This is a genomic window from Pseudodesulfovibrio halophilus DSM 5663 (assembly GCF_059568665.1).
This window is the reverse complement of record NZ_JCANTV010000013.1, coordinates 268,465-292,799: the sequence shown is the minus strand read 5'-3', so window position 1 is coordinate 292,799 and position 24,335 is coordinate 268,465. Positions and strand designations below refer to the sequence as shown.

Annotated in this window: 23 protein-coding genes, 1 tRNA gene and 1 riboswitch; of the genes, 18 read left to right on the top strand and 6 right to left on the bottom strand. The window is 63.7% G+C overall.

Annotated elements, in window-relative coordinates; all coding sequences use genetic code 11:
* Positions 1-12: 12 nt before the first annotated feature.
* Together BR24_RS13450 and BR24_RS13445 are read right to left on the bottom strand one after the other, a co-directional pair.
* Positions 13-90: transfer RNA gene (locus tag BR24_RS13450), tRNA-Glu, on the bottom strand.
* A gap of 190 nt (positions 91-280) precedes the next feature.
* Positions 281-1,168, bottom strand: a complete 888-nt coding sequence (locus BR24_RS13445; RefSeq protein ID WP_496541998.1) for an EamA family transporter — start codon at positions 1,166-1,168, stop codon at positions 281-283.
* A gap of 58 nt (positions 1,169-1,226) precedes the next feature.
* On the opposite strand from BR24_RS13445, the gene BR24_RS13440 reads away from it, so the two are divergent.
* The 3 genes from BR24_RS13440 to BR24_RS13430 all read left to right on the top strand — a co-directional run bounded on the left by BR24_RS13440 (position 1,227) and on the right by BR24_RS13430 (position 3,937).
* Entirely contained in the window at positions 1,227-2,267 is a 1,041-nt protein-coding gene (locus BR24_RS13440; protein ID WP_496541997.1) for a hypothetical protein, read from the top strand.
* 63 nt (positions 2,268-2,330) lie between these two features.
* Positions 2,331-2,900, top strand: a complete 570-nt coding sequence (locus BR24_RS13435; RefSeq protein ID WP_496541996.1) for a flavin reductase family protein — start codon at positions 2,331-2,333, stop codon at positions 2,898-2,900.
* Positions 2,900-3,937, top strand: coding sequence for a lipid A deacylase LpxR family protein (locus BR24_RS13430; RefSeq protein ID WP_496541995.1), 1,038 nt, complete (start codon positions 2,900-2,902; stop codon positions 3,935-3,937). The genes BR24_RS13435 and BR24_RS13430 overlap by 1 nt, the downstream gene beginning before the upstream one ends.
* A gap of 125 nt (positions 3,938-4,062) precedes the next feature.
* Here the strand turns inward: BR24_RS13430 and BR24_RS13425 are convergent, their stop codons facing one another.
* Both BR24_RS13425 and BR24_RS13420 read right to left on the bottom strand, forming a co-directional pair.
* A complete protein-coding gene (locus BR24_RS13425; protein WP_496541994.1) occupies positions 4,063-5,241 on the bottom strand; it encodes an HDOD domain-containing protein in 1,179 nt (392 codons plus the stop codon).
* 51 nt (positions 5,242-5,292) lie between these two features.
* A complete protein-coding gene (locus tag BR24_RS13420) occupies positions 5,293-6,168 on the bottom strand; it encodes a CheR family methyltransferase (RefSeq protein ID WP_496541993.1) in 876 nt (291 codons plus the stop codon).
* A 270-nt stretch (positions 6,169-6,438) separates the two neighbouring features.
* Here BR24_RS13420 and BR24_RS13415 point away from each other — a divergent pair, with 270 nt between their 5' ends.
* The 10 genes from BR24_RS13415 (at position 6,439) to BR24_RS13370 (ending at position 14,421) form a co-directional block, all read left to right on the top strand.
* On the top strand, positions 6,439-7,197 hold the full coding sequence (locus BR24_RS13415) for a class I SAM-dependent methyltransferase (protein ID WP_496541992.1): 759 nt from the start codon (positions 6,439-6,441) through the stop codon (positions 7,195-7,197).
* A 61-nt stretch (positions 7,198-7,258) separates the two neighbouring features.
* Positions 7,259-7,702, top strand: coding sequence for a hypothetical protein (locus BR24_RS13410; RefSeq protein ID WP_496541991.1), 444 nt, complete (start codon positions 7,259-7,261; stop codon positions 7,700-7,702).
* Entirely contained in the window at positions 7,699-7,830 is a 132-nt protein-coding gene (locus BR24_RS13405; RefSeq protein WP_496541990.1) for a hypothetical protein, read from the top strand. The genes BR24_RS13410 and BR24_RS13405 overlap by 4 nt, the downstream gene beginning before the upstream one ends.
* A 98-nt stretch (positions 7,831-7,928) precedes the next feature.
* Positions 7,929-8,807 carry a YitT family protein gene (locus BR24_RS13400; RefSeq protein WP_496541989.1) on the top strand — a complete coding sequence of 293 codons (879 nt, stop codon included), beginning with the start codon at positions 7,929-7,931 and terminating at the stop codon, positions 8,805-8,807.
* Positions 8,808-8,809: 2 nt separating this feature from the next.
* The gene (locus BR24_RS13395) at positions 8,810-9,586 is read left to right on the top strand and encodes an SAM hydrolase/SAM-dependent halogenase family protein (RefSeq protein ID WP_496541988.1); all 777 of its coding nucleotides are present in this window, start codon (positions 8,810-8,812) and stop codon (positions 9,584-9,586) included.
* Complete coding sequence (gene cobS, locus BR24_RS13390) at positions 9,583-10,320, top strand: adenosylcobinamide-GDP ribazoletransferase (protein WP_496541987.1); 738 nt, start codon at positions 9,583-9,585, stop codon at positions 10,318-10,320. Before BR24_RS13395 ends, cobS begins: the two co-directional genes overlap by 4 nt.
* Before the next feature lie 69 nt (positions 10,321-10,389).
* Positions 10,390-10,490: riboswitch (TPP riboswitch) on the top strand.
* A 121-nt stretch (positions 10,491-10,611) separates the two neighbouring features.
* Positions 10,612-11,409 carry a sulfide-dependent adenosine diphosphate thiazole synthase gene (locus BR24_RS13385; protein ID WP_496541986.1) on the top strand — a complete coding sequence of 266 codons (798 nt, stop codon included), beginning with the start codon at positions 10,612-10,614 and terminating at the stop codon, positions 11,407-11,409.
* 1 nt (position 11,410) lies between these two features.
* Positions 11,411-12,049 carry a thiamine phosphate synthase gene (gene thiE, locus BR24_RS13380; protein ID WP_496541985.1) on the top strand — a complete coding sequence of 213 codons (639 nt, stop codon included), beginning with the start codon at positions 11,411-11,413 and terminating at the stop codon, positions 12,047-12,049.
* Positions 12,050-12,096: 47 nt separating this feature from the next.
* Entirely contained in the window at positions 12,097-13,521 is a 1,425-nt protein-coding gene (locus BR24_RS13375) for an SLC13 family permease (protein ID WP_496541984.1), read from the top strand.
* Between the two features lie 9 nt (positions 13,522-13,530).
* Complete coding sequence (locus tag BR24_RS13370; protein WP_496541983.1) at positions 13,531-14,421, top strand: universal stress protein; 891 nt, start codon at positions 13,531-13,533, stop codon at positions 14,419-14,421.
* Between the two features lie 80 nt (positions 14,422-14,501).
* Here the strand turns inward: BR24_RS13370 and BR24_RS13365 are convergent, their stop codons facing one another.
* A complete protein-coding gene (locus BR24_RS13365) occupies positions 14,502-15,674 on the bottom strand; it encodes a pyridoxal phosphate-dependent aminotransferase (RefSeq protein WP_496541982.1) in 1,173 nt (390 codons plus the stop codon).
* Between the two features lie 212 nt (positions 15,675-15,886).
* Here BR24_RS13365 and BR24_RS13360 point away from each other — a divergent pair, with 212 nt between their 5' ends.
* The 5 genes from BR24_RS13360 (at position 15,887) to BR24_RS13340 (ending at position 24,073) form a co-directional block, all read left to right on the top strand.
* Positions 15,887-19,999, top strand: coding sequence for a PAS domain S-box protein (locus BR24_RS13360; protein WP_496541981.1), 4,113 nt, complete (start codon positions 15,887-15,889; stop codon positions 19,997-19,999).
* Complete coding sequence (locus BR24_RS13355; RefSeq protein WP_496541980.1) at positions 19,996-20,811, top strand: glycosyltransferase family 2 protein; 816 nt, start codon at positions 19,996-19,998, stop codon at positions 20,809-20,811. The genes BR24_RS13360 and BR24_RS13355 overlap by 4 nt, the downstream gene beginning before the upstream one ends.
* A gap of 156 nt (positions 20,812-20,967) precedes the next feature.
* Entirely contained in the window at positions 20,968-21,891 is a 924-nt protein-coding gene (locus BR24_RS13350) for an HD-GYP domain-containing protein (RefSeq protein ID WP_496541979.1), read from the top strand.
* Positions 21,892-21,955: 64 nt separating this feature from the next.
* The gene (locus BR24_RS13345; protein WP_496541978.1) at positions 21,956-22,999 is read left to right on the top strand and encodes a GGDEF domain-containing protein; all 1,044 of its coding nucleotides are present in this window, start codon (positions 21,956-21,958) and stop codon (positions 22,997-22,999) included.
* A 48-nt stretch (positions 23,000-23,047) separates the two neighbouring features.
* Entirely contained in the window at positions 23,048-24,073 is a 1,026-nt protein-coding gene (locus tag BR24_RS13340; protein ID WP_496541977.1) for a hypothetical protein, read from the top strand.
* Here the strand turns inward: BR24_RS13340 and BR24_RS13335 are convergent.
* Complete coding sequence (locus tag BR24_RS13335; protein ID WP_496541976.1) at positions 24,070-24,210, bottom strand: hypothetical protein; 141 nt, start codon at positions 24,208-24,210, stop codon at positions 24,070-24,072. The two genes, BR24_RS13340 and BR24_RS13335, sit on opposite strands and share 4 nt — an antisense overlap.
* Positions 24,211-24,335: the final 125 nt, after the last annotated feature.

Genomic DNA, 24,335 nt, shown 5'->3' with positions numbered 1-24,335 from the left:
CTTTGATTTCGTTGGCGTCCCCAAGGGGATTTGAACCCCTGTTATCGGCGTGAAAGGCCGACGTCCTGGACCGGGCTAGACGATGGGGACGTGCTCGGTGAAGAGGGTTGATACTTGCGCCCGCCGAGTTTGTCAACAACTCTTTCCGGCAAACGCAAACTTTTTTCCCACAATCCCGATTATCCCAAAACACACTCCCCTGCTTCACCGATTCAACACAGCGAAAAGCCCTCGGGAGCAACCGAAAGCCCGCCGGGAGCCAACTTGAGCGCGACCATGCCTACATCATCAGCAGCCAGGCTCCGGCGAGCATGATGACGGCGGCAACGAGCCGTTTGCCTATTTGTTCTCCGAACGCTCTTCGGGCGAGCACCAGGGTGACGAGCACGCTGAGCATGGAGGCGGGCTCGGCTATGCTGACGTCGATTCTGGTCATGGCGACCAGCAGGAAGAGATAGGAATAGCCGTTGATGCCGCCTGCGATTGTTGCGGCCACGGGGCGTTTTGTCATGAGGGTGACGATGTCGCCGGTCCGCTTGCGTACGAGCAGCGCGATGAGGACGTACAGGGCGATAACCGAGTAGAGCACGAAGCAATAGGCGACCGGGTCGGTGTTGAGTCTGGCGGCGGAGACCACATGGGCATCGGCGACTCTGCCGCAGGCTATGAGCAGTGATGCCAGCACCATGAACCGACAGGCCGAGTCCGTGAGGATGGCCTTGACGGATTTCAGGAAGCTGCCCTGCGGGTTGAGTTGCGAGGCCCCGTAGACAAGAAGGGCCAGACCGCCTAGCTTGGGGAGCGTGAGCGGCTCGCCGAGGAAGAGAAAGGCGAGCACCGCAAGAAAGAGCACGTTTGCGTTGTAAAGAGGACTCACGAGCGAGGCTTCGCCCATCGAGAGTGAATGAACATAGCAGGTGAAGGCCGCCGCGTAGAAGATACCGGAGCCGAAACTGACGGTCATGGCTTTCCATTGTTCGGCGGGCAGGTCCCACGGCACGAAGGGAAGCAGCAGGACGGCCCCGAGGGCGAAGAAGAGAAACGTGGGCGCGAACGGGTCCACATTGGCGCCGAGCCGTTTGACGACGATCCTCTCGAAGCCGAGCAGGATGATGCGCGCGGCGAGCGCGAGTGCGGGCAGCGCGCCGTATGAGGTAAACCAGTCCATCGCCAGCGAATACGCCTCTTTGCGGGCGCTGGCAACAAGGTATTGCAGGGGGTTGTGGATGAAGATCGAAGCGCCGCTGATTCCGGGTGCGACCTATGTCTCCGAGCTTCGGGCTCTGGGGGACAGACTGGACAGCGTTCATTTCGCGCTGCCGGGGCTGGGAGCGTTCGACGCGCGTCAGCACGGCAAGGAAGACAGGAGTGCGGTGCTCGATGCGTTGCGTGAGCTGCCTGAAGTGCCTCGGTATCTGCTGCTCAACGGGCGGATGCTGCCGCCGGAGCGCTACCTCGACCGTCAGGCCATGGGCGCGCTGGCGCAGGATCTTGACGCGCTGCGGACCGATGCCGGGCTTGCCGGGATCGTGGTGGCGGACTTTCATCTGCTCAGGGCGCTCGGCGCGGCTGCGCCGGAGAGCTGTTCCAGGCTGGAAGCGGTGCCCAGCGTCAATGCCATGATTGATTCCCCGGCGAGGCTCAATGCCGTGCTGAACGCCGTGGAAACCAGCGGCTTCGCCATGCCGTCGCGGGTGATACTGGACCGCTCGGTGAACCGGAATTTCGAGACGCTCGAGCGTACCGCGCAAGCGGCCCGGGCACGTCTGCCCGGTGCGCAGATAGTGCTTCTGGCGAATGAGGGCTGCCTGCCGCAATGCCCATACAAAGGCGCGCACAACGCGCATGTGGCCATGGTCAATCTTGGGCTATGCGAAGAGCGAACCCATGAGGCCAATCGGGAGTTCGCCTGCCTGAAGGCTTTCGTGGAGCATCCCGCCATGCTGCTGGCCTCCCCATACATCAGGCCCGAGGACGCAGCCCGCTACGAAGGCGTGGCCGATGTGCTGAAGGTCTGCGGGCGCACCCGCGGACCGGAGTTCCTGCGCCGGGTCGTTCGGGGCTACGTGGAGGGGCGCTGGGACGGCAACCTGCTGGGGATGCTCGACGCCGTGGGGGACGCGTCGCACCTGCTGCATGTGGAGAACCGGTCCCTGCCGGAAGATTTTCTCGACCGGATGGACGGCTGCGATCAAGGTTGCGAGCGCTGCGGCGCCTGCGCCCCGATGCTGGAGAAGGCTTTCCGACGTCTTCCGGTCGGGCTGTAGCTTTCTGCGGTTCCCTTGCGGCGCAAGCTGGGGTACACTCCGCCGTCAAACAAGGAGCGAATCATGAAAAAATCTCTGGGTTCCAAGCCCTTTGCCCTGCCCGCCCCGGTCTGGACCGTGGGCGCATACGACCTCGACGGAAAGCCCAACGCCATGATCGCGGCCTGGGGCGGCATCTGCTGCTCCGACCCTGCCAGCGTCTGCGTGGCCATCCGCGAGAGCCGCCACACCTATCCCGGCATCATCGAACGCGGCGCGTTCACGGTGAGCGTGTGCAGTCAGGATCAGGCCGAACAGGCCGACTACCTCGGCATCGCCTCCGGGAAGGACGTGGACAAGTTCGCCAAGACCGGCCTGACCCCGGTGCGCGCCGAGTTTGTCGACGCCCCGTACGTGCAGGAATTCCCCGCCGTCATCGAGTGCGAGCTCACCGAAAAGGTCAACCTCGGCATGCACATGCTGCTCGTGGGCACGATCCGCGACGTCAAGGTGGATGACGACAAGCTGCTGGACGGCAAATTCCCGGACATCGAGAAGATTCGTCCGCTGGTGTTCACCCCGGGCGCGCGCACCTACCACGGCGTGGGCGAGCTTGCGGGCAAGGCCTTCGAGTGCGGCTTGAAGTACAAGTAATGCGCGCCGCCATAACCGCTTTCATGGCGGTCTTTCTTCTTTCGCTGCCGAGTGCGGCCCTCGCCGACGGCTTCGCCGAGAACCTGCGGGCCGGCACGTTCGTGCTGCACACCGAAAACGACAAGTTCGGCGGCGGAACGGACGAGTTCTACACCAACGGCGTGCAGGCGACATGGGTCTCCCCCGTGCTGGAGAGCTGGGAGGACGCCGACGTGCACGCCAGCATCGAGATGCTCGCCGGGAGCCTGCCCCTGATCAACGACGAACGCCGACACTCCATCTCGTTCGGCGTCGGGCACACCATCTTCACGCCGGTGGACACCCAGACCACGAAGCCGCAACCCGACGACCGCCCTTACGCCGGCTGGCTCTACGGCACCCTCGGGTTGCACGCCAAGAACAGCCGGCAGCTGGACGTGTTCGAGCTCACTCTTGGCATAGTCGGCCCTTCCGCCATGGGCGAACAGGTGCAGAACGACTTCCACAGGCTCATCGGCGTGGACGAAGCCAACGGATGGGAGCACCAGCTGCACGACGAACCCGGCATCCTGCTCACATGGGAGCGGAACTGGAGACTGTTCCCCGACAAAGACCCCGCCCGCACCGGAGGCTGGGGCTTCGATGCCACCCCGCACTTCGGCGCCACCCTCGGCAACGTGAAAACCTACGTCAACGCAGGCGGCGAGGTCCGCTTCGGCTACAACCTGCCCGCCGACTTCGGAACCTCCTTCATCGGCCCCGCCGACGGCGTCAACGCACCCATCGAGGGACTCGAAGACAGCCGCCCGGGTTTTCACGTGTTTGGCGGACTCGAAGGGAAAGCGGTGGCAAGAGACATCTTCCTGGACGGCAACACCTGGCGCGACAGCCCGAGCGTAGCCAAGCGCACCCTCGTGGGCGACGCCTACTTCGGCCTGTCCGTCCGCCCCTCAAGCCACTTCGCCGTCACCTACACGCAAGTGGTGCGCACCAAGGAGTTCTACGGCCAGACACATCCCCACGTGTTCGGCTCCCTTTCGTTGAGCTTCAACTTCTAGAATGTCGCTGAACCCGCGAGAGGTCCTTCAGCCGGACCCAAGGAAGCCCGCCGCCTTTGCGGGGTGCAGGGGCAGCGCCTCTGCCCTTCGGAGCCCGCCGGAGACCTCTTTGTCTCGTGGTGTGCCTAGAAGAACGCGTCCATGATCTGGTCGACCTGATCTTCGTACTGCTCGACGGCTTCCCGCAGATATTCGGGGGGCAGTCCGAGCAGCTCCCATGCTCCGTCTTTGAAGCCGGGGACGACGTACATGCCGCCTTCGGCCACTTCCACCGCGTTGGCCATGTTGTCGGCCACATGCAGGATGGCGGGCTCGAGGGCGTTGGGTCGTGTCATGGGGTCGTGATGGTGGTTGATCATTTCCGCCAGAGATTCGGGGAACTGCCATTGCTCGAGCAGCAGCTCGCTGACGTCGGTGTGGCAGAAGCCGATGACGGTTTTTTCTGCCTCCACCTGCGGAATGCTGTTTTCGCGAGCGAAGAGCATGGACTCTGTGCAGGCGTAGGGAAGCATCTTGAACATGATGAGACGCCCCACGTCGTGCAGGAGGCCGCCGATGAAGAAGCGCTCGGGCTGCAGGCCCTGCTGCTTGGCGGCGAGGACGCGGGCGAAGATGCCGCAGCTGATGGAGTGCCTCCAGAAGCTGCGCATGTCCACGAGCTCTTTGGGGATGTTCTTGAAATAATTGATGGTGGACACGCCGAGGGCGAGGGTTGAAAGCTCGTTTCCGCCCACGAGGGCCACGGCGCGGCTGATGGAGTCGATACGGGAGGGGAATCCGTAGAACGGGCTGTTGACGAGCTTGAGCAGCTTGGCTGACAGGCCCACGTCGGTACTGACGACCTGTGCGACCCGGTCGGCGTTGCCGGACTCGGATTCGAGCACTTCGCGGATTCGGAAATAGATGTCGGGGAAACTCTCGAGTTCGCTTTCGCGGTTCACGCAATCCTGCGGGCCGCCCATGCCTTTGAGGAACAGGTCATCGAGGTGCTCGACGTTTGCGGCTCTTCTCTCGCTGGTGTCGGGCAGTACCCATCCGCCGCAGACTGCGGCGGCGGTGCGGTCGAGTGCTATCCGGAAGAGCTCGAGGACCACGGGGCGGTCCGGGTTGCAGTAGAGAAAGAAGTCGCGAACGTAGTCCGCAATGACTTCCGCCTCCTCGGCCTCGGGTTCGCAGACCGTCCGTGCGTTCGCCTCCTTGACGCCGAGGCGTTTCAGCAGGTCGACGTGGCGCTGCTCCAGCGTGAGCCCTCTGGGCAGGAGCATGCGTCCGTCGGCGGCCTTGAGGTCGTCGGCGAGGACCATGCCCGGCTGTAGTTCATCAATGGTATGTATCGGCAAACAGACCCCCCAAGCCTACTCTTTCTTGTAGGCGATGGCGCCGGGATGGAATATCGGTTTGAAGGTCTTGGAGACCTTGTGCAGCGATTCCGAATGTCCCAGCATGAGATACCCGCCCGGTACGAGGTTGTCGTAAAACGAGTTCACGACCCTCTTCTTCATGCTTTCGTCGAAATAGATTATGACGTTGCGACAAAACACTATATGCGACCGCGGTATCCGTTTCAATGCCGCGCTTTCATTCAGGTTCATGAGCCTGAAATCCACCATTTTTGTCACGTCCCGGTTGATGCGCCAGAGTTCGCCGTCCTGCTTGAAGTACTTCTTGCGCATGGCGTCCGGGGTGGTCTTGAAGGCGTACTCGGGGTAGAGGCCTTCGCGGGCCTTGTCGATCATGGCCTTGGACAGGTCGTTTGCGGAGATGCGGATGCGCCAGCGGGATATTTCGAGGCCCAGCATCTCGTGCAGGATGATGGAGAGGGTGTAGGGCTCCTCGCCGGAAGAGCAGCCTGCGGACCAGATGTTGAGCTCCATCTTCCTGGCGGCCCGCTGCTGGTCGATCACATCCTTCAGGACGTGGTCCCGGAAGGCGTCGAGCTGTTTCTGGTCGCGGAAGAAGCTGGTCTCGTTGGTGGTGACCATCTCGAACAGCCGCACCATCTCCTCTCGCCGTCCCGAGTCGAATTTGAGAAACTTGATGTAGTCCGAAAAGCTGGAGAGCCCGAGCTCTCCGAGCCGCTTGCGAAAACGGCTCTCGAAGAGATACTTACGCTTCTCGTCCACGAATATGCCGCTTTTTTCATATATGAAGTCGCGCAGTTCCACGAACTCGGCATCCGTGATGCGGATGGAGTCCTTGCGAAGACCTATGCTATTCGAAAACAAAGACATGAAACCGGTTTACCTCGCGACCAATGCATGTGTAATAAAAGTGGCAGTATATACCGGAGAGTACCCGTGTCACACACGGGCTGTCAATTATTGCCGCCCGTATCTGTCGTAGACCGGATGAGCGCGGTTGACAAGTCGATTAGAAACGGTGGGTGAATACGGGAGGCGGTGAACGCCGACGCGGCGCCGGGTTCGGCAGGACCGGAGTCGGGAGATGTCTCCGCCCGCTACTGCCGCCACAACCGCCCGCACCCCCTGCCCGGAGGCCCGATGCGCTGGAACGCACAACAATATGAAAGCTGGTTCGACTCGCCAGAAGGTCATGTCGCGCTGAGCCGCGAGAACATGCTGCTCGAAGCCATGACGGCTCCGTGGCAGCGCCGCGGCAGACGCATCCTCGAGGTGGGCTGCGGCACCGGGATATTCCTCGAATCCCTCTGGCGCAAAGGCTTTGACGTCACCGGGCTGGACAAGAGCGACTCCATGCTTTCCGGGGCACGCCGCAGGCTGGGCAACAAAGCAAGCCTGTATGTGGGCGACGGCACGCACATGCCCTTTGATGATGACGACTTCGATTATGTCGTACTCTGGAGCGTGCTGGAATTCTGCCCCCGGCCTCAGGAGATGCTCGAAGAAGCCGCACGCGTTGCGGAACGTGGACTGCTCATCGGCTTTCTCAACCGTTTTTCCCTGTATCACCTGCTCAACGTACGGCGCAGCAGCGGCACCATGAGCCGCGCGGACATGCTGACCAGCTTCCGGGTTGGTTCCATGGTCCGGGCCACCGGCAACCGCCCCAGCTTTTCCCGCTCCGTGCTGCCCGGTCCGTTGATGACATGGAAAGAATGCGTGCCGTGGGCAACACTCAACAACAGACTGTATCCGGGCTGGCTCGGAGCCTTTTCCGCCATGCGCGTGGATATCGGTCCGCACAAGCCCATGACTCCCCTGCTGCTCTGGAAGTCCGACCCCAACAAGCGGTTCAAAGAGGCCAGCTGCGGCAGCGGCGCGGTCCGCTGGGGTTCGTAGGATTCTCATGGTCCTTTTCACCCGTTCAGGCGTATATGGAATGAAAAACGGGAGAATGACTATGAAACGATTGGCACTCGGCCTCATACTGCTGTCACTTTTTCTTGCGCCTCAAGCCATGGCGCAGGACACCCCCCTCTCGACAGTGGATTCCATTCTGGAACGAGTCGATCGCACCGCCGATCAGGTGGAGCGGGCGCGGCGGGCGCTGGAGGAGGCCCGCCGTATCGGCAACGGCGACATCATCGACGAGCGCCGTCAGGAATATGAGCGCTCTCGCGAACGATACCGCGACGCGCGGCAGTCGCTGGATGAAGCCAAGGTCGACGCGCTGGCTCGCGACTCGGGACGCTCAAGGGCCGAGATCAGGAGCATGCGCGACTCCGGCATGGGCTGGGGCCGCATAGCCCGCGAAGTTGGCGCGCACCCCTCCGTGCTCGGCAAGGGACAAGGCCCTCCGGCAAGAGCAAGGGGCATCCCGGAAAGGGCAAAGGCGCCAAGATGAAAGGCGGCAAGGCGAAGGACCGCGACTTTGACCGCAGATACGAGGATGCCGAGGAATATGATGCCGACCGTGGCCCCGGAGGCAAGGGCAAAGGCCGTGGCGGCAAGGGTAAAGGCAGACAAAAGTAGTTTTTTCAGCCCGCTTCAATGGAAGCGGGCCGTTTTCGTTCCGGACTTCCAAACCGCGCCCAAACCGGATAAAGCTGTGCGCGGAGGTTGCAAGACACATGATTTCACCCGCTCTGGAAGAACGACTGCGCCGGCTCACCTTCGGCGTCCCGTGGAACATCGCCCTGATTACCGCCGGCTCGTGGCTGCTCGCTTTCGCGGTCAAGGCCATCGCCATCCCCAACGGCCTGCTCACCGGCGGCATGTCGGGTCTGGCGCTGCTTTTCTATTACGCCTTCGGGGGCCTCACCACCGGGCAGTGGTACTTCCTGCTCAACGTGCCGGTCTTTGTGCTCGGCTGGGTCTTCGTCAGCAGGCGGTTCTTTTTCTACAGCCTCTACGGCATGTTCGTCTCGGCCCTCTTCATCGACCTCATCGACTACACCCTGCCCATCGAGGACGTCTGGCTGGCGGTGATCACCTGCGGCGGCCTGCTCGGAGCCGGGGTTGGCATCAGCCTGCGCTCGCTCGGCTCCACCGGCGGGTCGGACATTCTCGCGGTCATCGGCAAGCAGCGGTTCAACCTCTCCATGGGCGCGTTCGAGTTCTGGTTCAACTTTCTCCAGTTTCTGGCAGGATTCTTCTTCCTGCAGCTGTCCATCGTGCTCTACTCCATCGCCATGGCCTTCGTCATCGCCGTGGCCATCGAGTACGTCATGGGCATGTTCGGCGAACGCAAGATGGTCATGATCATCTCGGAAAAGCCGCAGGAGATCATGCAGGCCATCTTCAGGAAGCTGGACCGGGGGGCCACGGTGCTGGAAGGGCGCGGCGGCTGGACCGGCGACAGCAAGGACGTGGTCATGACCATGGTCACCAACGTTCAGGTCAAACGGCTCGAGGAGATCGTCTACTCGCTGGACCCGGAAGCCTTCACCATCACCGGCTCGGGCTTCCATGTGGTGGGCAGCGGCTTCTCGGCAAGGAAACTGTATTAGCCATGCATTCCGTCATTGCACTGCTTACGGACTTCGGCCTCGACGACCCGTACGTGGGCCAGATGAAGGCCGTGCTGGCCCGAGAATGCCCCGACTGCACGGTTATCGACCTCACTCACGGGGTCGAACCGTTCAACATCGCGCAGGGGGCCTTCTTTCTGGCGGCCTCGGCTCCGCACTTTCCGGAAGCGTCTGTCCTGCTGGCCGTGGTGGACCCCGGCGTAGGCTCGGGCCGTCCCATCCTTGCGGCCCGTCAGGACGGTCGGACCATCGTGGCCCCGGACAACGGACTGGCCTCGCTCGCGCTGGACCCCGCACACGCCGAATGTCACCATGTGAACCGGGTGCCGCAAAAAGCCTCCGCCACCTTTCACGGACGCGACATCTTCGCTCCGGTCGCCGCACGCATCGCCACAGGTCAGGACCTCTCCCAATTCTGCCATCCCGTCTCCGCCGAAGAGACCGTGCGCCCGCTCTGGACCGAGCCGCTGATGGGCCGGGGCCAGTGTTCCGTGCGGGTGCTGCATGTGGACCGGTTCGGCAACTGCGTGCTCAACCTGCGCGCCGGAGCCCTCGGGCCGCTGGACAATCTTCAGATCAGCACCCCGCTGGGCCGGGAGCTCCCGGCGGTGGACACCTACTCCGACCTGCCCGAGGGGGCCCCCGGCCTGCTGGAAGGCTCGCAGGGGTTCTTCGAGATTGCGGTCAACCTCGGCTCTGCCGCGCGGCAGCTCGGGCTTTCCATGGGCGACGCCGTGACCCTCAGGTGGGACGCATGAAGGCGCTGAACGATTTCCTGCTGACGCTGGGGTTCCTGACCCGCCTCGCCCCGGCGCGCGCCGCCTCGGACGAGGAGATGCGCCGGACCATGCCGTGGACGCCGCTCACCGGACTGCTGCTCGGAGCGGTCATCACCCTTCCCTTCGCGCTCGGCCTGTTCCGGGGCGAACCGTGGGTGCAGGCGTGGCTCGTTGTTCTGGCCTCGATCTGGCTGACGCGCGGCCTGCACTATGACGGCATCGCCGATGTCTGCGACGCCTTCACCGCGCACTTTGATCCGCAGCGGTTCTGGACGGTCATCAAGGACAGCCGGTGCGGCGCGTTCGGGGTCATCGCCCTGGTCATGACCCTTGCCGGACAGATCGTGCTGTTCGCGGCGCTGTTCGCGAAGGGCAACCCTGCGGCCGCGCTCTGGCCCTTTGTTGTCGGTCGGCTCAACTGCGTGGCCTTCGGGGTGGTCGGCAGACGCTTCGCCCGGCCGGGACTCGGCTCCCTGTTCTACTCCGGAGCCTCCTTGAAGAGCCTTGCGGTCAACGCGGCGCTCGCCCTTGGCCTCGGCGCCCTGCTGTTGCCGCCGCAGGCCCTCGCGATCACCGCCGCTCTCATGATCATCACGCTCATCCCCCTGCACAAGCTGGCAAAAGACGTCAGCGGCAGCAACGGGGACTTTCTGGGAGCGAGCATCGTACTGGGCGAACTGTGCGGCCTGCTCGGCATTGTTGCGGTCCTCTGAAGTCACCTGCTCTTGATTGTTCGATCAATCCCCCCTTGCGAACGGCGGTCCTTTGCGGTAGACAGGTTTTCGATCCGATAGGGGTGTCCCGGCGCGTGCCGGGGCTGAGATCATACCCTTGGAACCTGATTCAGTTCGCACTGACGTAGGGAAATCGGAAGCCCTGTCCCGCGCCGTCCGGCAACGGGACATCTTCTCAAGACACTCCTGACGTTCGTGCCTCCTTGCCAAAAGGGGGTCGGCGCCTTTCGGATCGCGCCGACCGCAACAAACCGCAAGCGGAGGAAACGCATGTCCCTCAACGAAAAAGTCATCTCTGACGCCATCATCACCGAGTACTACAACAAGTTCCGCGACTCGCTGGAGCTCGACGTCGCCATCGTCGGCGGCGGCCCTTCCGGCATGACCGCCGGCATGAACCTCGCCAAGAAGGGCCACAAGGTCGCCATGTTCGAGCGCAAGCTCTCGCTGGGCGGCGGCATGTGGGGCGGCGGCATGACCTGGAACATCATCGTGGTGCAGGACGAGTCCAAGCACGTGCTCGAAGACATCGGCGTCCCCATGAAGCACTGGGAAGACGAATACTGGACCTGCGACGCGGTCACCGCCACCACCACGCTGGCCTCCGCCGCCACCATTGCCGGGATGCGCGTGTTCAACTGCATGAGCGTCGAGGACGTCTGCATCCGCGAGGAGAACGGCCAGAAGCGCGTCAACGGTCTGGTCATCAACTCCTCGCCCGTGGAGATCGCCGGGCTGCACGTGGACCCGCTGGTCATCCACTGCAAGCACGTGCTGGAGGCCACCGGTCACGACACCGAGGTGCTCAAGACCCTGTGCCGCAAGAACGACATCACCCTGAACACCCCGTCCGGCTCCATCGAGGGCGAACAGTCCATGTGGGCCGACGTGGCGGAGACCAACACCGTCAACCACACCCGCGAGGTCTTCCCCGGCGTGTGGGTCGCGGGCATGGCCGCCAACGCCACCTTCGGTTCCTACCGCATGGGCCCGGTGTTCGGCGGCATGCTGCTCTCCGGCGAGAAGGTCGCCGAGGACATCCATCAGCGCCTTATCGCGGAGGACTAGCATGAAACGGGGTTTCGACCTCGCCTGCTATCTCGTCGCGGGCCGCTTCTCATGCGGGGAGCGGCCCCTCGAAGAGGTGGTGAGGCTCGCCGTGGAAGGCGGCGCGACGATGGTTCAGCTCAGGGAAAAGAACGTCTCCACCCGTGAATATCTGGAAACCGCCAGCTCCCTGAAGCGCATCCTCGCCCCTGCGGGAGTGCCGTTGGTAATCAACGACCGCGTCGATGTGGCGCTCGCCGTCGGAGCCGACGGAGTGCACGTGGGCCAGTCCGACATGCCCGTGGATATCGCCCGGCGCCTCATGGGACCTGACGCCATCATCGGCCTGAGCATCGACACGGACGCGCAGGTGCTTGAGGCCGAAATGCTGGACGTGGATTATCTGGGGCTCGGACCGGTGTTCCCCACCAACACCAAGGCGGACCACTCGGAACCGCTCGGGCTGGGGGGCTTCGCGCGGCGAAGGGCCATGACGAGGCACCCGTCCGTGGCCATCGGCTCGGTCACCGCGGAATACGCCGGGCGGCTGCGCTCCCTCGGGGCCGACGGGCTGGCCGTGGTCTCCGCCATCTGCCGCGCGCCCGACCCCGCGGAAGCCGCCCGCGAGCTGCGACGCGCCTTTGCCGAGGTAAAGGAATAACGCCCTCTCCCTTGGCATGAACGCGCCGAAGCGTGTATAGACCCGGTATGATCCACTGGGCCTACGACAAGCGCTGGCTGCTCATCACCCTCGCCGCCGTCGGCGTGCTCCTGCTCCTGCCGGTCCCCCCGGGCCTCACGTCCGCGGGCTGGAAGGTGCTGGTCATGACGCTCGCGACCACCACCCTTTTCATCAAGGAACCGGTGCCGCTGCCCTCCGTGGCGCTGCTCATCGTGCTGGGGCAGATATTTCTGCTCGGCCTCGACTCCTCGGATGTGGCCCGCAGCCTGATGAAGGACGCGGTGCTGTTCATCATGGGCTCGCTCATGCTCGCGGTGGCCATGGTCAAGCAGCAGCTGGACAAGCGGCTCGCGCTGGTCATCGTCAAGGCCACAGGCACCAACACCTACCGCATCGCCTTCGGGATATCCCTCGTCTCGGGCCTGCTGGCCTCGTTCATCGGCGAGCACACCGTGGCCGCCATGATGCTCCCCGTGGCCCTGACCCTGATCCAGCTCGCGGAGGAGGACGAAGAGCGCAGGCGCAGGCTGGGCCTGCTCTTCCTGTTCTCCATCTCCTACGCCTGCTGCATGGCGGGCATCGGCACCCCCTCGGGCGGAGCGCGAAACGCCATCATGATCGAATACTGGGCCGATTTTCTTTACAGGCCATCGGACCCGTCCACGGCTGTTTACGACGTCGGCTACGGGCAGTGGATGCTCTTCGCCTACCCCGTCTTTCTCGTGCAGCTGCCCTTCATGCACTGGATCCTGCGCCGGACCTTCCCGGCCCCTTCCGAGGACCTCTCGCGCGCCGTGCGCAAGCTGCGGGAACAGGTGGGCAAGCAGGGCTCGCTTCAGGGCAGGCACTACGCCACCATCGCCATTTTCCTGCTCACGCTCACCGCGTGGATACTCTTCTCCACCGAGGTGGGCATGGGCACCATCGCCATAGCCGGGGCCGCCTGCTTCCTGCTTGCCGGGCTGGTGCGCTGGGAGGACCTCAACTCCGGCGTGAACTGGGGCGTGGTGCTGCTCTACGGGGCCGCCATATCCCTTGGCCAGCAGATGCAGGAGACCGGCGCGGCCGCATGGGTGGCGGCGGGCTTTCTCAAGCTGGCCGTCCCCGTCGGGCTGGGGTCGGGCATCGGGCTGCTGGCCTGCATCATGCTCCTGACCACCGCCATGACCAACACCATGTCCAACGGAGCGGCCGTAGCGGTTCTCGGCCCCATCGTGTTGAGCATAGCGGTGGAGGCGGGGGCCAACCCGCTTGCCGCCGGTTTCATAACGGCCATGGCCTCGTCCTTCGCCTATCTGACCGTCATCGGCACGCCAGCCAGCGCCATCGTGCGCTCATCGGGATATCTGGCGAGCACCGACTTTCTCAGGGCGGGTTGGAGGCTGGCGCTCATGTCCTTCGTTATCCTGATCATCTTTGCGAAATTCTACTGGCCGCTTCTGGGAGGTTGAGGAGACAGCATGCACAAAGACACCATGAACATTCTCGTGAGCATCGGCGGGGGGCCGGAGGCGTACGAGGCGCTGGCCTTCGCGGCCCTTCTGAGCCGCCGCCAGTGCACCGACACCTCCCTGCTCACCGTTCGCGAACCTGACAGCGGCCTGCACTCCGGCGGGCTGGAACTTCGCGTGGCCCGCGAGCAGATGCTCGGCTGGGGACTGGAGCTGCCCGGACTCAAACGACTCAAGAAGGCCCGGGACATCTTCGCCGAACTCGGAGAAATCCCCGGACAGGGCGGCGAATGGGAGCACCGGGATATCACGGGCGACCCGGCGGGCGAGTATGTGGTCTCGTACAACACGCCCTGCGGCGGGATCGTGGCCCTGCACCTGCGCAGCGGCACGGACATCCCCGGCGTGATCGCCGAACAGTGCGACATCGAGGATGTGGACATAGCCATCGTGGGCGCCCCCGGCGAAACCCCCACCGGCCTGAAGAAGCTCGTCTCCGCCACGCCCATGGCCTACCGCATCGCCCAGCGGCTGCCGTGCCCCATCATCATCGCCCGCCGCCTCAAGACCGAAGGGGCCATCCTCGCGGTGCTGGACGGCTCCGGCCTCGCCGCCGGATGCCTGCCCCGGCTGACCAAGATCGCCCGAGCCTGCGGCATCCCCCTTTCCGTCGCGAGCACTGCGGGCATGGAGGTCATCGAGAAGGCGCGGCGAGCCCTGCCGCTGGACAGCCCCCCCATCCACTCCGCCTTCGAGGTGGAGGATTCCGCCGAAGCCGTGCTCGCGGCGGCCGAAGACTACACCCTCGTGGCCCTGCCCGCCCCCGTGGGCAAGCTACGCGGGACCATGGTTGAAAAAGTCATGGAAAACGCACCTATATCCGTGATGATCATTCGATAATCCCGGCGATCGTGCACCATGAAAAACGGGCCGCTCCCAAGGGGGGCGGCCCGTTTTTCATTGTCGTATCGCGGACCGGGTTATTTACCGGTGAGCACCTTGCCGACACGGCTCAGGGCGTCGCGCAGGGTGTCGTCGTCCACGGCGTAGGAGAACCGGATGCAGCGGTCGTCGCCGAAGGCAGAGCCGGGCACCAGCGCCACGCCGGCCTCCTCGAGAATCTTTGTGCACATGGCGGCGGAATCCGGAGCGTCCTCGGTATAGAAGGCGTCCAGCACCGGGAAGAGGTAGAACGCGCCGTCCGGCTTGGGGCAGGGCGCGCCCCACGAGGTGATTATCTCGTGCGCGATGTCGCGGCGGCGCATGAAGGCTTCCTTCATGTCCTCGACGATGTCCCACTCCCCGGCCAGCGCCACCACGGCCGCCTTCTGGGAGAAGGAGGAAACGTTGGAAGTTGACTGGCCCTGAATCTTACTCATGGCCTTGACCAGCTCCTCGGCTGCGAGGGCCCAGCCCATGCGCCAGCCCGTCATGCAGAAGCTCTTGGACAGGGCGCCCACCAGAGCGCAACTCTCGGGATGGGCCTGCCAGAACCGCGCGAGGGTGGCGGGCTCCACCGGAGCGTAGACCAGCCGGTCGTAGACCTCGTCGGAGATGATGAACACGTCGTTGTCCAGCGCCCACTGCGCGATCCCGTCCAGCTGTTCCTGCGTGTAGCAACAGCCCGTGGGGTTGGAGGGGGAGTTGAGGATCAGCACGCGGGTGCGCTCGGTGCGGGCGGCCTCCAGCCCCTCGACGCTCACCAGAAAGTCGTTCTCGGCCTCGGTGGTCACGGTGACGCAGCGGCCCTCTGCAAGCTCTATCATGGCGGGATAGCTGACCCAGTACGGGGCCGGAACCAGCACCTCGTCGCCGGGGTTCACCAGCGCCATGAGCAGGTTGTAGAGCACCTGCTTGCCGCCGTTGGAGATTATCGCATTCTCCTGTTCGGCGCTGATGCCGTAGAAGCGGCCGTAGTAGTCGGCAACGGCCTCGCGGAGTTCCGGGATGCCCGGCACCGGGGTGTAGCGGGTGAACCCTTCGTCAAGGGCGGCCTTGGCTGCTTCGACCACATGCGAGGGCGTGCCGAAATCCGGCTGCCCCACCGCGAGAGAGACGATCTCCCGCCCCTGCGCACGAAGTTCCTGAGCTTTGGTGTTCACGGCCAGGGTGGCCGAGGGCTTCAGTCTGGACAGTCTTTCGGAAATACGCATCGCTTCTCTCGAAATGTTGGAAATTCATCCCTGTGCAACTACTCGCCTCCGAGTCCTTGTATGGAAAAACGGGACGATCGTAAATCCGCTTTGTGCAGGTTTTGAGGCCCGCCCTTCCCTGCTCGCGATTGTTTATTTGCATTAGAAATTCATCAGCCAATATAGCCTGCGTTTCTTTTTTGGGGTAATAATCGGCTAAAGCTCTATATCCTATGCAAGATTCAATCACCATCCTCATCATCGACGACGACCTCAGGTTCCGCATGCTGCTCGCGGCGCGGCTGCAGGCCCTCGGCTACACCGTAGAGGAGGTCGAGACCGGCGAGCAGGGCGTGGACCGGTTCGACCCCGACAGGTACTCGCTGGTGCTTGTCGATCTGCGTCTGCCCGGCATTTCCGGACTTGAGGTGGTGGAAAGGCTCTCGTCCCGTGCGCCCGATGTTCCGTTCATCATGCTCAGCGGAGAAAAGAGCGCAGAGGAGGCCGTGCGCACCATCCGCGCCGGTGCATGGGATTACGTCATCAAGGGGCCGGACTTTTCCCGCGAGCTGGAGAGCGTCATTGCCAAGGCCGTGGCGCGCACGCGGTACCTCATGGAGCGCAACAGGGAGATGCAGAAGCTGCGCGACGCGGAGCATGAATACAATCGACAGCTCACGCAGGCCAACGAACGGCTTCAGCAGGAGATACGCGAACGCATGGGGGCTGAACAGGCTCTCTCCAATCAGGTGACATTTCTTCAGACTGTGCTGGACGCCCTGCCAAACCCGACCTTCATCAAGGACGCCGAAGGGCGATACGTGGGCTGCAACGACGCCTTTCTTGAACAGTTCGGGCTTTCTCGCAGCGAGGTCATCGGCTCGGACGTGGCCGGTCTTTTCAAAGACAAGGGCGCGGAACTGAGCGAGAAGGATGCGACACTCCTGCGGGAGCAGGAGGTTCAACAGTATGAGACCTCCATACCTTCTCCGGATGGGCAGTCGGTACAACTGCTCGTGCGCAAGGCCGTCTATTACGATGACAAAGGGGAGGTGGCCGGGATGGTCGGCACCGGCACCGACATCTCCGAAATACGGGAGATGGAGCGCAAGCTCAGGCAAAGCGAGGAGCGACTCCGGGAGCTCATGGAGCACTCCCCCCTGCCGGCCGTGCTCGTGGATATCGACAGCAGGGCGCTGCTCTTCGCCAACCGCATGGCGCTGGACGCCTTCGACATGCCCGCGAACACGCCGTGGGAAATGACCACGGAGGGGTTCTACGTCTCCCTGTCGGAAAGGGAGCGACTCATGGGCCGACTCAGGGAGGTGGGGAGCTTCGAGTCGGAGGCGGTTCAACTCAGGAGCTACACCGGCAGGCGGTTCTGGGCGCTGGCCACGGCGAACCTCACGAACGTGGACGGCCGGGAGGCCGCTTTCATCTCGTTCGCCGACATCACCGACCGTATCCAGATGGAACAGCGACTGCGGCATTTCGAGGCCATCACCAACGCCTCGCCCGACTTCATCATGATGCTCGACAGCGACTTGACCGTTGTGGCGGCCAACAGTGCGCTTCGCAAGGCCGTGCACGTCGCCGGCGACGTGCACGGCATGCACGTCCAGAACCTCTGGACCTCTGCGGCGTTCAGGACCATGGTCCACCCGCATCTGGCCCGCTGCTTCGAGGGGCGCTCCGCCACCGTGCGAAGCTGGCTGCCCCTCCTGCCGGAACAGGCGGGCTGTTACGAATTCGAATTTCTTCCCTTCAACGACGGGGAAAGCACGACGCACGCCGTCGTCGTCATTCAGGACGTCACCGAGGAAGAGCGCGCCCGCATCAAGGAGTCTCGCAGCAGGGAGCGCTTCCGGGCCCTGTTCGACAGCTCGCCGGACCCCATCCTCCTGTTCGAGCGCGACTACACCATTTCGGCCATGAACAGCGCCGCAGTCCGAACCTTCGGCCTACGGCCGGAAGAGGACGCTGGAAAATCCGCCTCCGTGCTCCACGTCTCCGGCAACAGCCACCGCACCCTTTTGAACACCATGGGGCCCGCTCTCGCCCGAAAGGGGAGCTGGAGCGGCGAGTGGACGCTGGCCCGACGCGACGGCACGCCGCTGGAATGCGAAATGTCATTCTCCTCCATCGCGGACGCGCAGGACGGCGCGGATTACGGATATATGGCCATCATCCGCGACATCACGAGGCGCAAGCAGAACGAACACCGTCTGCGCGAGGCGCTCACCGAAACCCGGACCCTGTACCAGAACTCGCTCATCGGCATCGGCATGACCCGTCAGGGGCGCATCACCCGCATCAACGCCAAGGGCGCCCAGACATTCGGCTACATAGTCGACGCGCTCAAGGGCCGCAGCCCGGCAACCTTCCTGCCGGACCCGGGGCAGTATGAGGAGCTCAGAAAAGAGATATACGAAACCCTGCGCAAAGACGGCCGCTACCAGTCCGAAAAACAGCTGGCCCGCTCCGACGGTTCGCTTTTCTGGTGCAACCTCCAGGCAAAGGCGCTCGATCCCGGCGATCTGGAAAAGGGGGTCATCTGGACCTTCATGGACATTTCCGAGAGGCGCCACAACGAGACCGTGGCGGCCCTGCTCTACCGCATCGCCAACGCGGTCAGCGACTCCGGCGACCTCGACGCGCTTTACAAGCGGATTCACAACGCCCTCAACGAGTACATGGACGCCCACAACATGTTCATCGCCCTGACCGAGGACGACGAAAAGGCGTTTCGCTTCGTGTATTTCGAGGACGAAAACGACGACTACCTCGGCACGGTGCACCCGCTCAACGATGCCTCTCAATACAGTCTCTCAGCACACGTCATCCGTAGCGGGCGCCCCCTTCTCCTGACCGGAGAAAACATGCCCGCACGTCTCTTCGGCGAGGACAAGCCCCTCGCCGGCGGAGCCGAGGTGCTGTCGAGAGCGCAGTTCGTCCATACGTACGACTGGCCTGACGAGGCCATCATCGGCACCCCGTCTCTGGTGTGGCTCGGCGTGCCGCTCAAGGTGGACGGGCGGACCATAGGGGTCATCGCCGTTCAGCACTACACAGACCCGCAACACTTCACCGCCCGCGACGCCGCCCTGCTCCTGGCGGTCTCCGAGCAGACCGCGCTGGCCATCACCCGCAAACGCCATGAGCACGACCTCATGGCGGCCAAGGAACTGGCCGAGGCGGCAAACCACAGCAAGAGCGAGTTCCTCGCCAACATGAGCCACGAGATCCGTACCCCTCTCAACGGCGTGCTCGGCATGCTGCAGCTCGCGCAGACCACACCTCTGGACGAGGAACAGAAAGACTATGTGGACACCGCGCTCTCGTCCGGGCGCAACCTGCTGTCCATCATCAACGACATTCTCGACTTCACCAAGATCGAGGCGGGCAGGCTTGAAGTGCTTCAGGAGGAATTCGAGCTCCGCCCCTTCATGGAAGACTCGGTGCTCCCCTTCCGGGACGAGGCAAGGCACAGGGGCATCGACCTGTCCCTGCACGTTGACGACGACGTGCCCCGCCACGTTGTCGGAGGCAAGGCCAGACTCCGGCAGGTGCTGTTCAATCTGGTGGGCAACGCCGTCAAATTCACGGATGCCGGCAGCGTACGGGTCTGCGTGAGCAAGACACGGGAGAGCGACAGCTCGGTCCGCCTGCTGTTCATCATCGCCGACACCGGTATCGGCATCCCCGATCACAAGCAGCACATGATCTTCGAACCCTTCACGCAGGCCGACGGCTCCTACGTCAGACGCCATCAAGGGACCGGGCTCGGCCTCGGCATCGTCAAGCGTCTCGTGAGCCTTCTCGGCGCCTCGCTCGCCGTGGACAGCGCCGAAGGGCAGGGTACGTCGCTGTATCTCGCCATGGACTTCCACGCCAAGGTGCACGCCACCGTCTGCCGGCCCTCCAGCGAAGAGCTGCCCGGGGCGCCAACCGGGCTGCGCCTGCTGGTAGTGGAGGACAACCGCGTCAACCGCACCATGGCCGTGAAGATGCTCGCCAAGCTGGGGCATCAGGCGGACACCGCCGCCGACGGTCTGGAGGCTATCAGGATGATGAAGGAAAACGATTACCACATGATCTTCATGGACGTGCAGATGCCCACCCTGGACGGGGTGGAGACCACCAGACGCATCCGGCGCTCGCATCCCGACAGCGGCATCGACCCGTTGATCCCCATCGTGGCCATGACCGCCCACGCCATGCATGGCGACAGGGAGTCCTTCATCGAGGCGGGCATGAACGAGTATCTGCCCAAGCCCGTTGAACTGGACCGCATTGTCTCTTTGCTGATACGATTCTTCCCGGACTGCCACCGGGAGGAGCCATGAAAGACCCAAGACTGAGCATCGTCATTCCCAATTACAATTACGGCCGCCACTTCGAGCGTCTGGCGCGCAGCCTGCACAGCCAGACCCTCGGCATGGACATCGTCGAGATAATCCTCGTGGACGACGGCAGCACAGACGACTCGCTGCGTCAGGCCGCCCACTTCGAGGCCCTGCGCCCGCAGCGGTTCGAGGTGCTCTCGGGAATCCGCGACGGTCGCCCCGGCAACGTCCGCAACCGGGGCCTTGCCGAGGCACGCGGCCAGTATCTGCTGTGCGTGGATCCGGACGACCTGCTGGCTCCGGGCTATCTTGCCGCCTGTCTCGCCGGGCTGGACGACGACCCGGACAAGGGAGTGGCCTACACGGACTTCGTGATGGTGGAAGCCAACACCCCCCGCGAGGTGTCCCTCCCCCCCTTCGCCCCAGAGCTGCTGGCCTCGCAGAACATCCTCTCCCCCACCGCGGTCATGCGCCGCAGCGCGTGGGAACGGACCGAAAGCTACCGCGCGGGGACGGACTACGAGGACTGGGACCTGTGGATTCAATTCGCCCTCTCGGGTGCCTCGTTTCTGCGCGTCGCCTCGGCGTTGTATGTCCACATGGTGCACGGAGAGAACTTCTCGTTCACGGCCCGCGAAAACGATGCACGCGCCAAGGCGCTCATCGTGCGGGAAAACGAGAAATTCTTCAGCGCAGCCACCCGACACTGGGCGCGAGGCGTGCTCGCCGGCGAACCGTGGGCCATCCCGTTCCCCAGAGGCATCATCCCCGGAAGGCACCATGTTGAAAAGTTGTTGGAAAAAACAGGATAATCGACAGCCATCCGACAGGACCGGCTATTTTCACGAGAAAACAGCCGATTGCCCATGGTTCGGCTTGGCTTTCAACCTCTTCTGTACTATGCCCGAAGCATGAGTTCGGCTAAAACGGCTGACCGGCCGGTTTCATTCTTTCCAGTATCGCCCGTCATGCTCTTTCCTGACACCATGGGCACCTTTTCGGTGTATCTGTGGCAGGGAGGAGACTTCGTGCTGTACACGCGGTCCGGCCAGATGTTCACCGAACGGCATCGCAGCCGCCTCCACGGCAACGGCGTCAGGGAGGTGTACGTCCAGAGCGGGGAGAAATCCCGTTACGACGCCTACGTCGAGGAGAATCTGGGGCGCATCCTTCAGGATGAGACACTGCCCGCGTCGGAAAGGTCGCGGGTATTTTACGAGGCGTCCTCGGCGGTGGTGCAGGACATCTTCGTCAGCAAGCTGCCCGCCACGCTGCCGCGGGCGCACTTCGAGCGCGTCAGGTCCATCGTTTCCAACAGCATCGACTTTCTGGCGCACAACGGCTCGCTGTCCGCCATCGCCCCCTTCATCTCTCACGATTACAAGACGTATACGCACTGCATGCACGTCTTCATCTTCACCGTCACCATTCTGAACACCTTTTCGCTGGACGAGAACGAGCTCTTCGAATGCGGGCTGGGCGCGCTGCTGCACGACGTGGGCAAGACCCGCATCCCGCGAAAGGTCCTGAACAAGCGCGGCTCGCTGACCCGGGACGAGCGCCGCGAAATCATGAACCACCCCACCCACGGCATCTCCATGTGCTCGCGCCTGCCCCTGAGCCAGAACACCATCAACTGCATCCTCTTTCATCACGAAAAGATGGACGGCTCCGGGTATCCCGCCGGGCTCTCCGGTCCGGACATCCCGCTGCCGGTCAGGGTCATCGCCGTTGCCGACATCTATGACGCCCTGACCACCGCGCGGCCCTACGCAGACGCCATGGCCCCCTACGAAGCCCTCACGCTGATGCGGCACGAGATGCGCGAACATCTCGACATGACCGTGTTCAAGCGCCTCGTGGCCGTTCTCGGCGGAGCGGAAATCATATAATCCGGTTGCCCTGCTCCCCAGTTCGGGTATGTTCAATGAACAGACCCATCATCCAGAGGTGAATATGGTTTCAAGCCCCAACGGTACAGCCTTCAAAGATCTCCTGTGCAAGTTCGGCATCGAGGACGACCCTCACTGGACAGCCGTGGTCCTGTTCGTGCGAAACCTCGTGCGCGACCTCTCCGTGTTCACGGAGCAGGACAAGGTCGCCATTCAGCAGGACATTTTCGGTCACATCGCCACACGGGACTTCTCGGACCACGGGTATGACAAGGTTCTGGAGCGGCTGAACCGCTTCATCGGGGACAACATCGTGACCCGTGAGAGCCGCTCGGCGCTCGAAGCGGAAAAGCGCTCCACGGCCGCCCTTCTGGACGAGATGCGCGAGACCATGGAAGCCATGCGCAAATCCGACGACAGACGCGAGAGCAAGCTGGATCAGGCCCGCAGGGACACCGAGGAGGTCATCGAGCGCGAACAGGAGCGCGAGCAGATCCTCGCGCAGGTGCGGAAACAGTTCGAGACGCTGATTCAGGAGCTGCGCGACGAGGCCAGCGAATGGCAGGCGCGCGCCCGCAGGCTGGAGCACACCGCGCGCTTCGACCCGCTCCTGACGCAGCTTCACAACCGCCGGGCGCTGGACGCGCACATCAAGGAAATGACCGAGAATTTCCACAGGACGGGCGAGACGGTGGCTCTGATGATGATCGACGTGGACCACTTCAAGCGCGTCAACGACTCTCTGGGACATCAGGTGGGCGACGAAGTGCTCAAGGAGCTGGCGAGCGTGGTCTCCTCGCAGGCCATGCTGGTCGACGGATTTCCGGCCCGCTACGGCGGAGAGGAGCTCGTCGTGGTCGCCCGCGGACTGCCCGCATCCGAGGCCGCCATCAAGGCGGAAGCCATCCGGCGGGACGTGGAGCAGACCCGGTTCACCCCCTCGGTGAAAGGCTACGACGGCGGCGAGATCTCCTTCACGGTCAGCATCGGCGTCGCCAACATCCAGCCGGGCTGGATGGCCAGCGACCTCCTGCGCGCCGCGGACCGTGCCCTGTACCTTGCCAAGGAATCGGGCCGCAACATGGTGGTCACCCACGTGGTCAACTGATTCCACGACGCCGCCCTTTCGGGAAACGCCCTCTCCACCGCCATGCCATTGCGAATACTCACACTTTTCCTCGCCCTCGCCGCAGTGCTTCTCTCGACCGCGTCCGCAGGCCGGTGCGCTCCGAGCGAACATGACGGGATTCTGGTGCTCTTCTCCGGCACGGAGCCGCCGCCGGGGGCTTCGGCCCTTCTCCACGGCGTGCGCAGCGAAAGTAGCGAGCTCCCCGTCACCAGCATGTACCTCGGCCTCGGACCGGAAGCCGACGAGGAGGACGCCCTCGGCGCGTGGAAGCGCCTGCGCTCGCGGGCCGACGCAGCCGGAGCCGGGATCATAGCCGTGGGCGAACCGGCGGTCTCCTTCGTTCGCATGTTTCGACCGCTGGCCCCCCTCGACTCCCCCATCAGTCTGGTGAGGCACGCCCCGTTGCCCGAGACCTTCGCGACCGCCGACAACGGCACGGCAGCCGAAACAGTGAAAATGGTCTTCGACGCCGCCCCCGGCACGACGACGCTCATAGTCTTCACCGGGACCGGCCGGAGGGCGCACGCCCTGCGCCGGACAACGGCGAAACGCTTTCGACCGTACATGGGACGGGCGCAACTGATTTTTCCGGGATACGAGAAGGGGCGCGAGGGACTGTTGAGGCGGCATGAGATACTGCGCATCGCGGCCAACGCCCCGTCAGGGTCGAGCCTTCTGCTGCTGGGCTACCCGACAGAGGACTCCGTCGCCGGACTGACGCAGGCGGTCGTGGGGAAAAGCCCCGTGCCGGTCTTCGCGGGCGAAGACGTCCCGTTCGTTCCGGGAATGACGGGTGCCGCCGTGACGGACTGGCGAGCGCACGGCAGGGCTGCCGCAAGGGCGCTATTCGAACACCCCCGGTCCGGGGTGCGCGCCGTGCCGCCGCTCGTTCAGCGGGACCTGCCCCGGGAGCCCCGGGGACGCGCCCTCAGCGTGGACGACGCGCCGGAGGATGCGCCGCAGCCGGACGAGGGCAGCCCGCTGACAGTCGCGGCCGCCGGCGTCGCGGTGGCGCTCCTGGCGGCGATTCTCCTGAAGGGACGGCGCGGTTAAAAGGTCAGGATCACCGCAAGGTGCATCAGGCACATGGCGCCCAGGGCGCAGCCGGCCACCGCGGCCATGCGGCGGGTCTCCATTGCGGGGTTCAGGCAGATCGCGGGCAACGTGTATTCTTTCAATCGAATGAACATGGTTTCTCTCCTTGTTTGGAGAGACCACCCTCTCATGCCATTGTTACGGCCTCGGTACCGGCATTTGCTTGTTCAATGACGCTTTTCATCGGCGAACCCCTTTTCGCCCCGGCGCACCCCGTCCC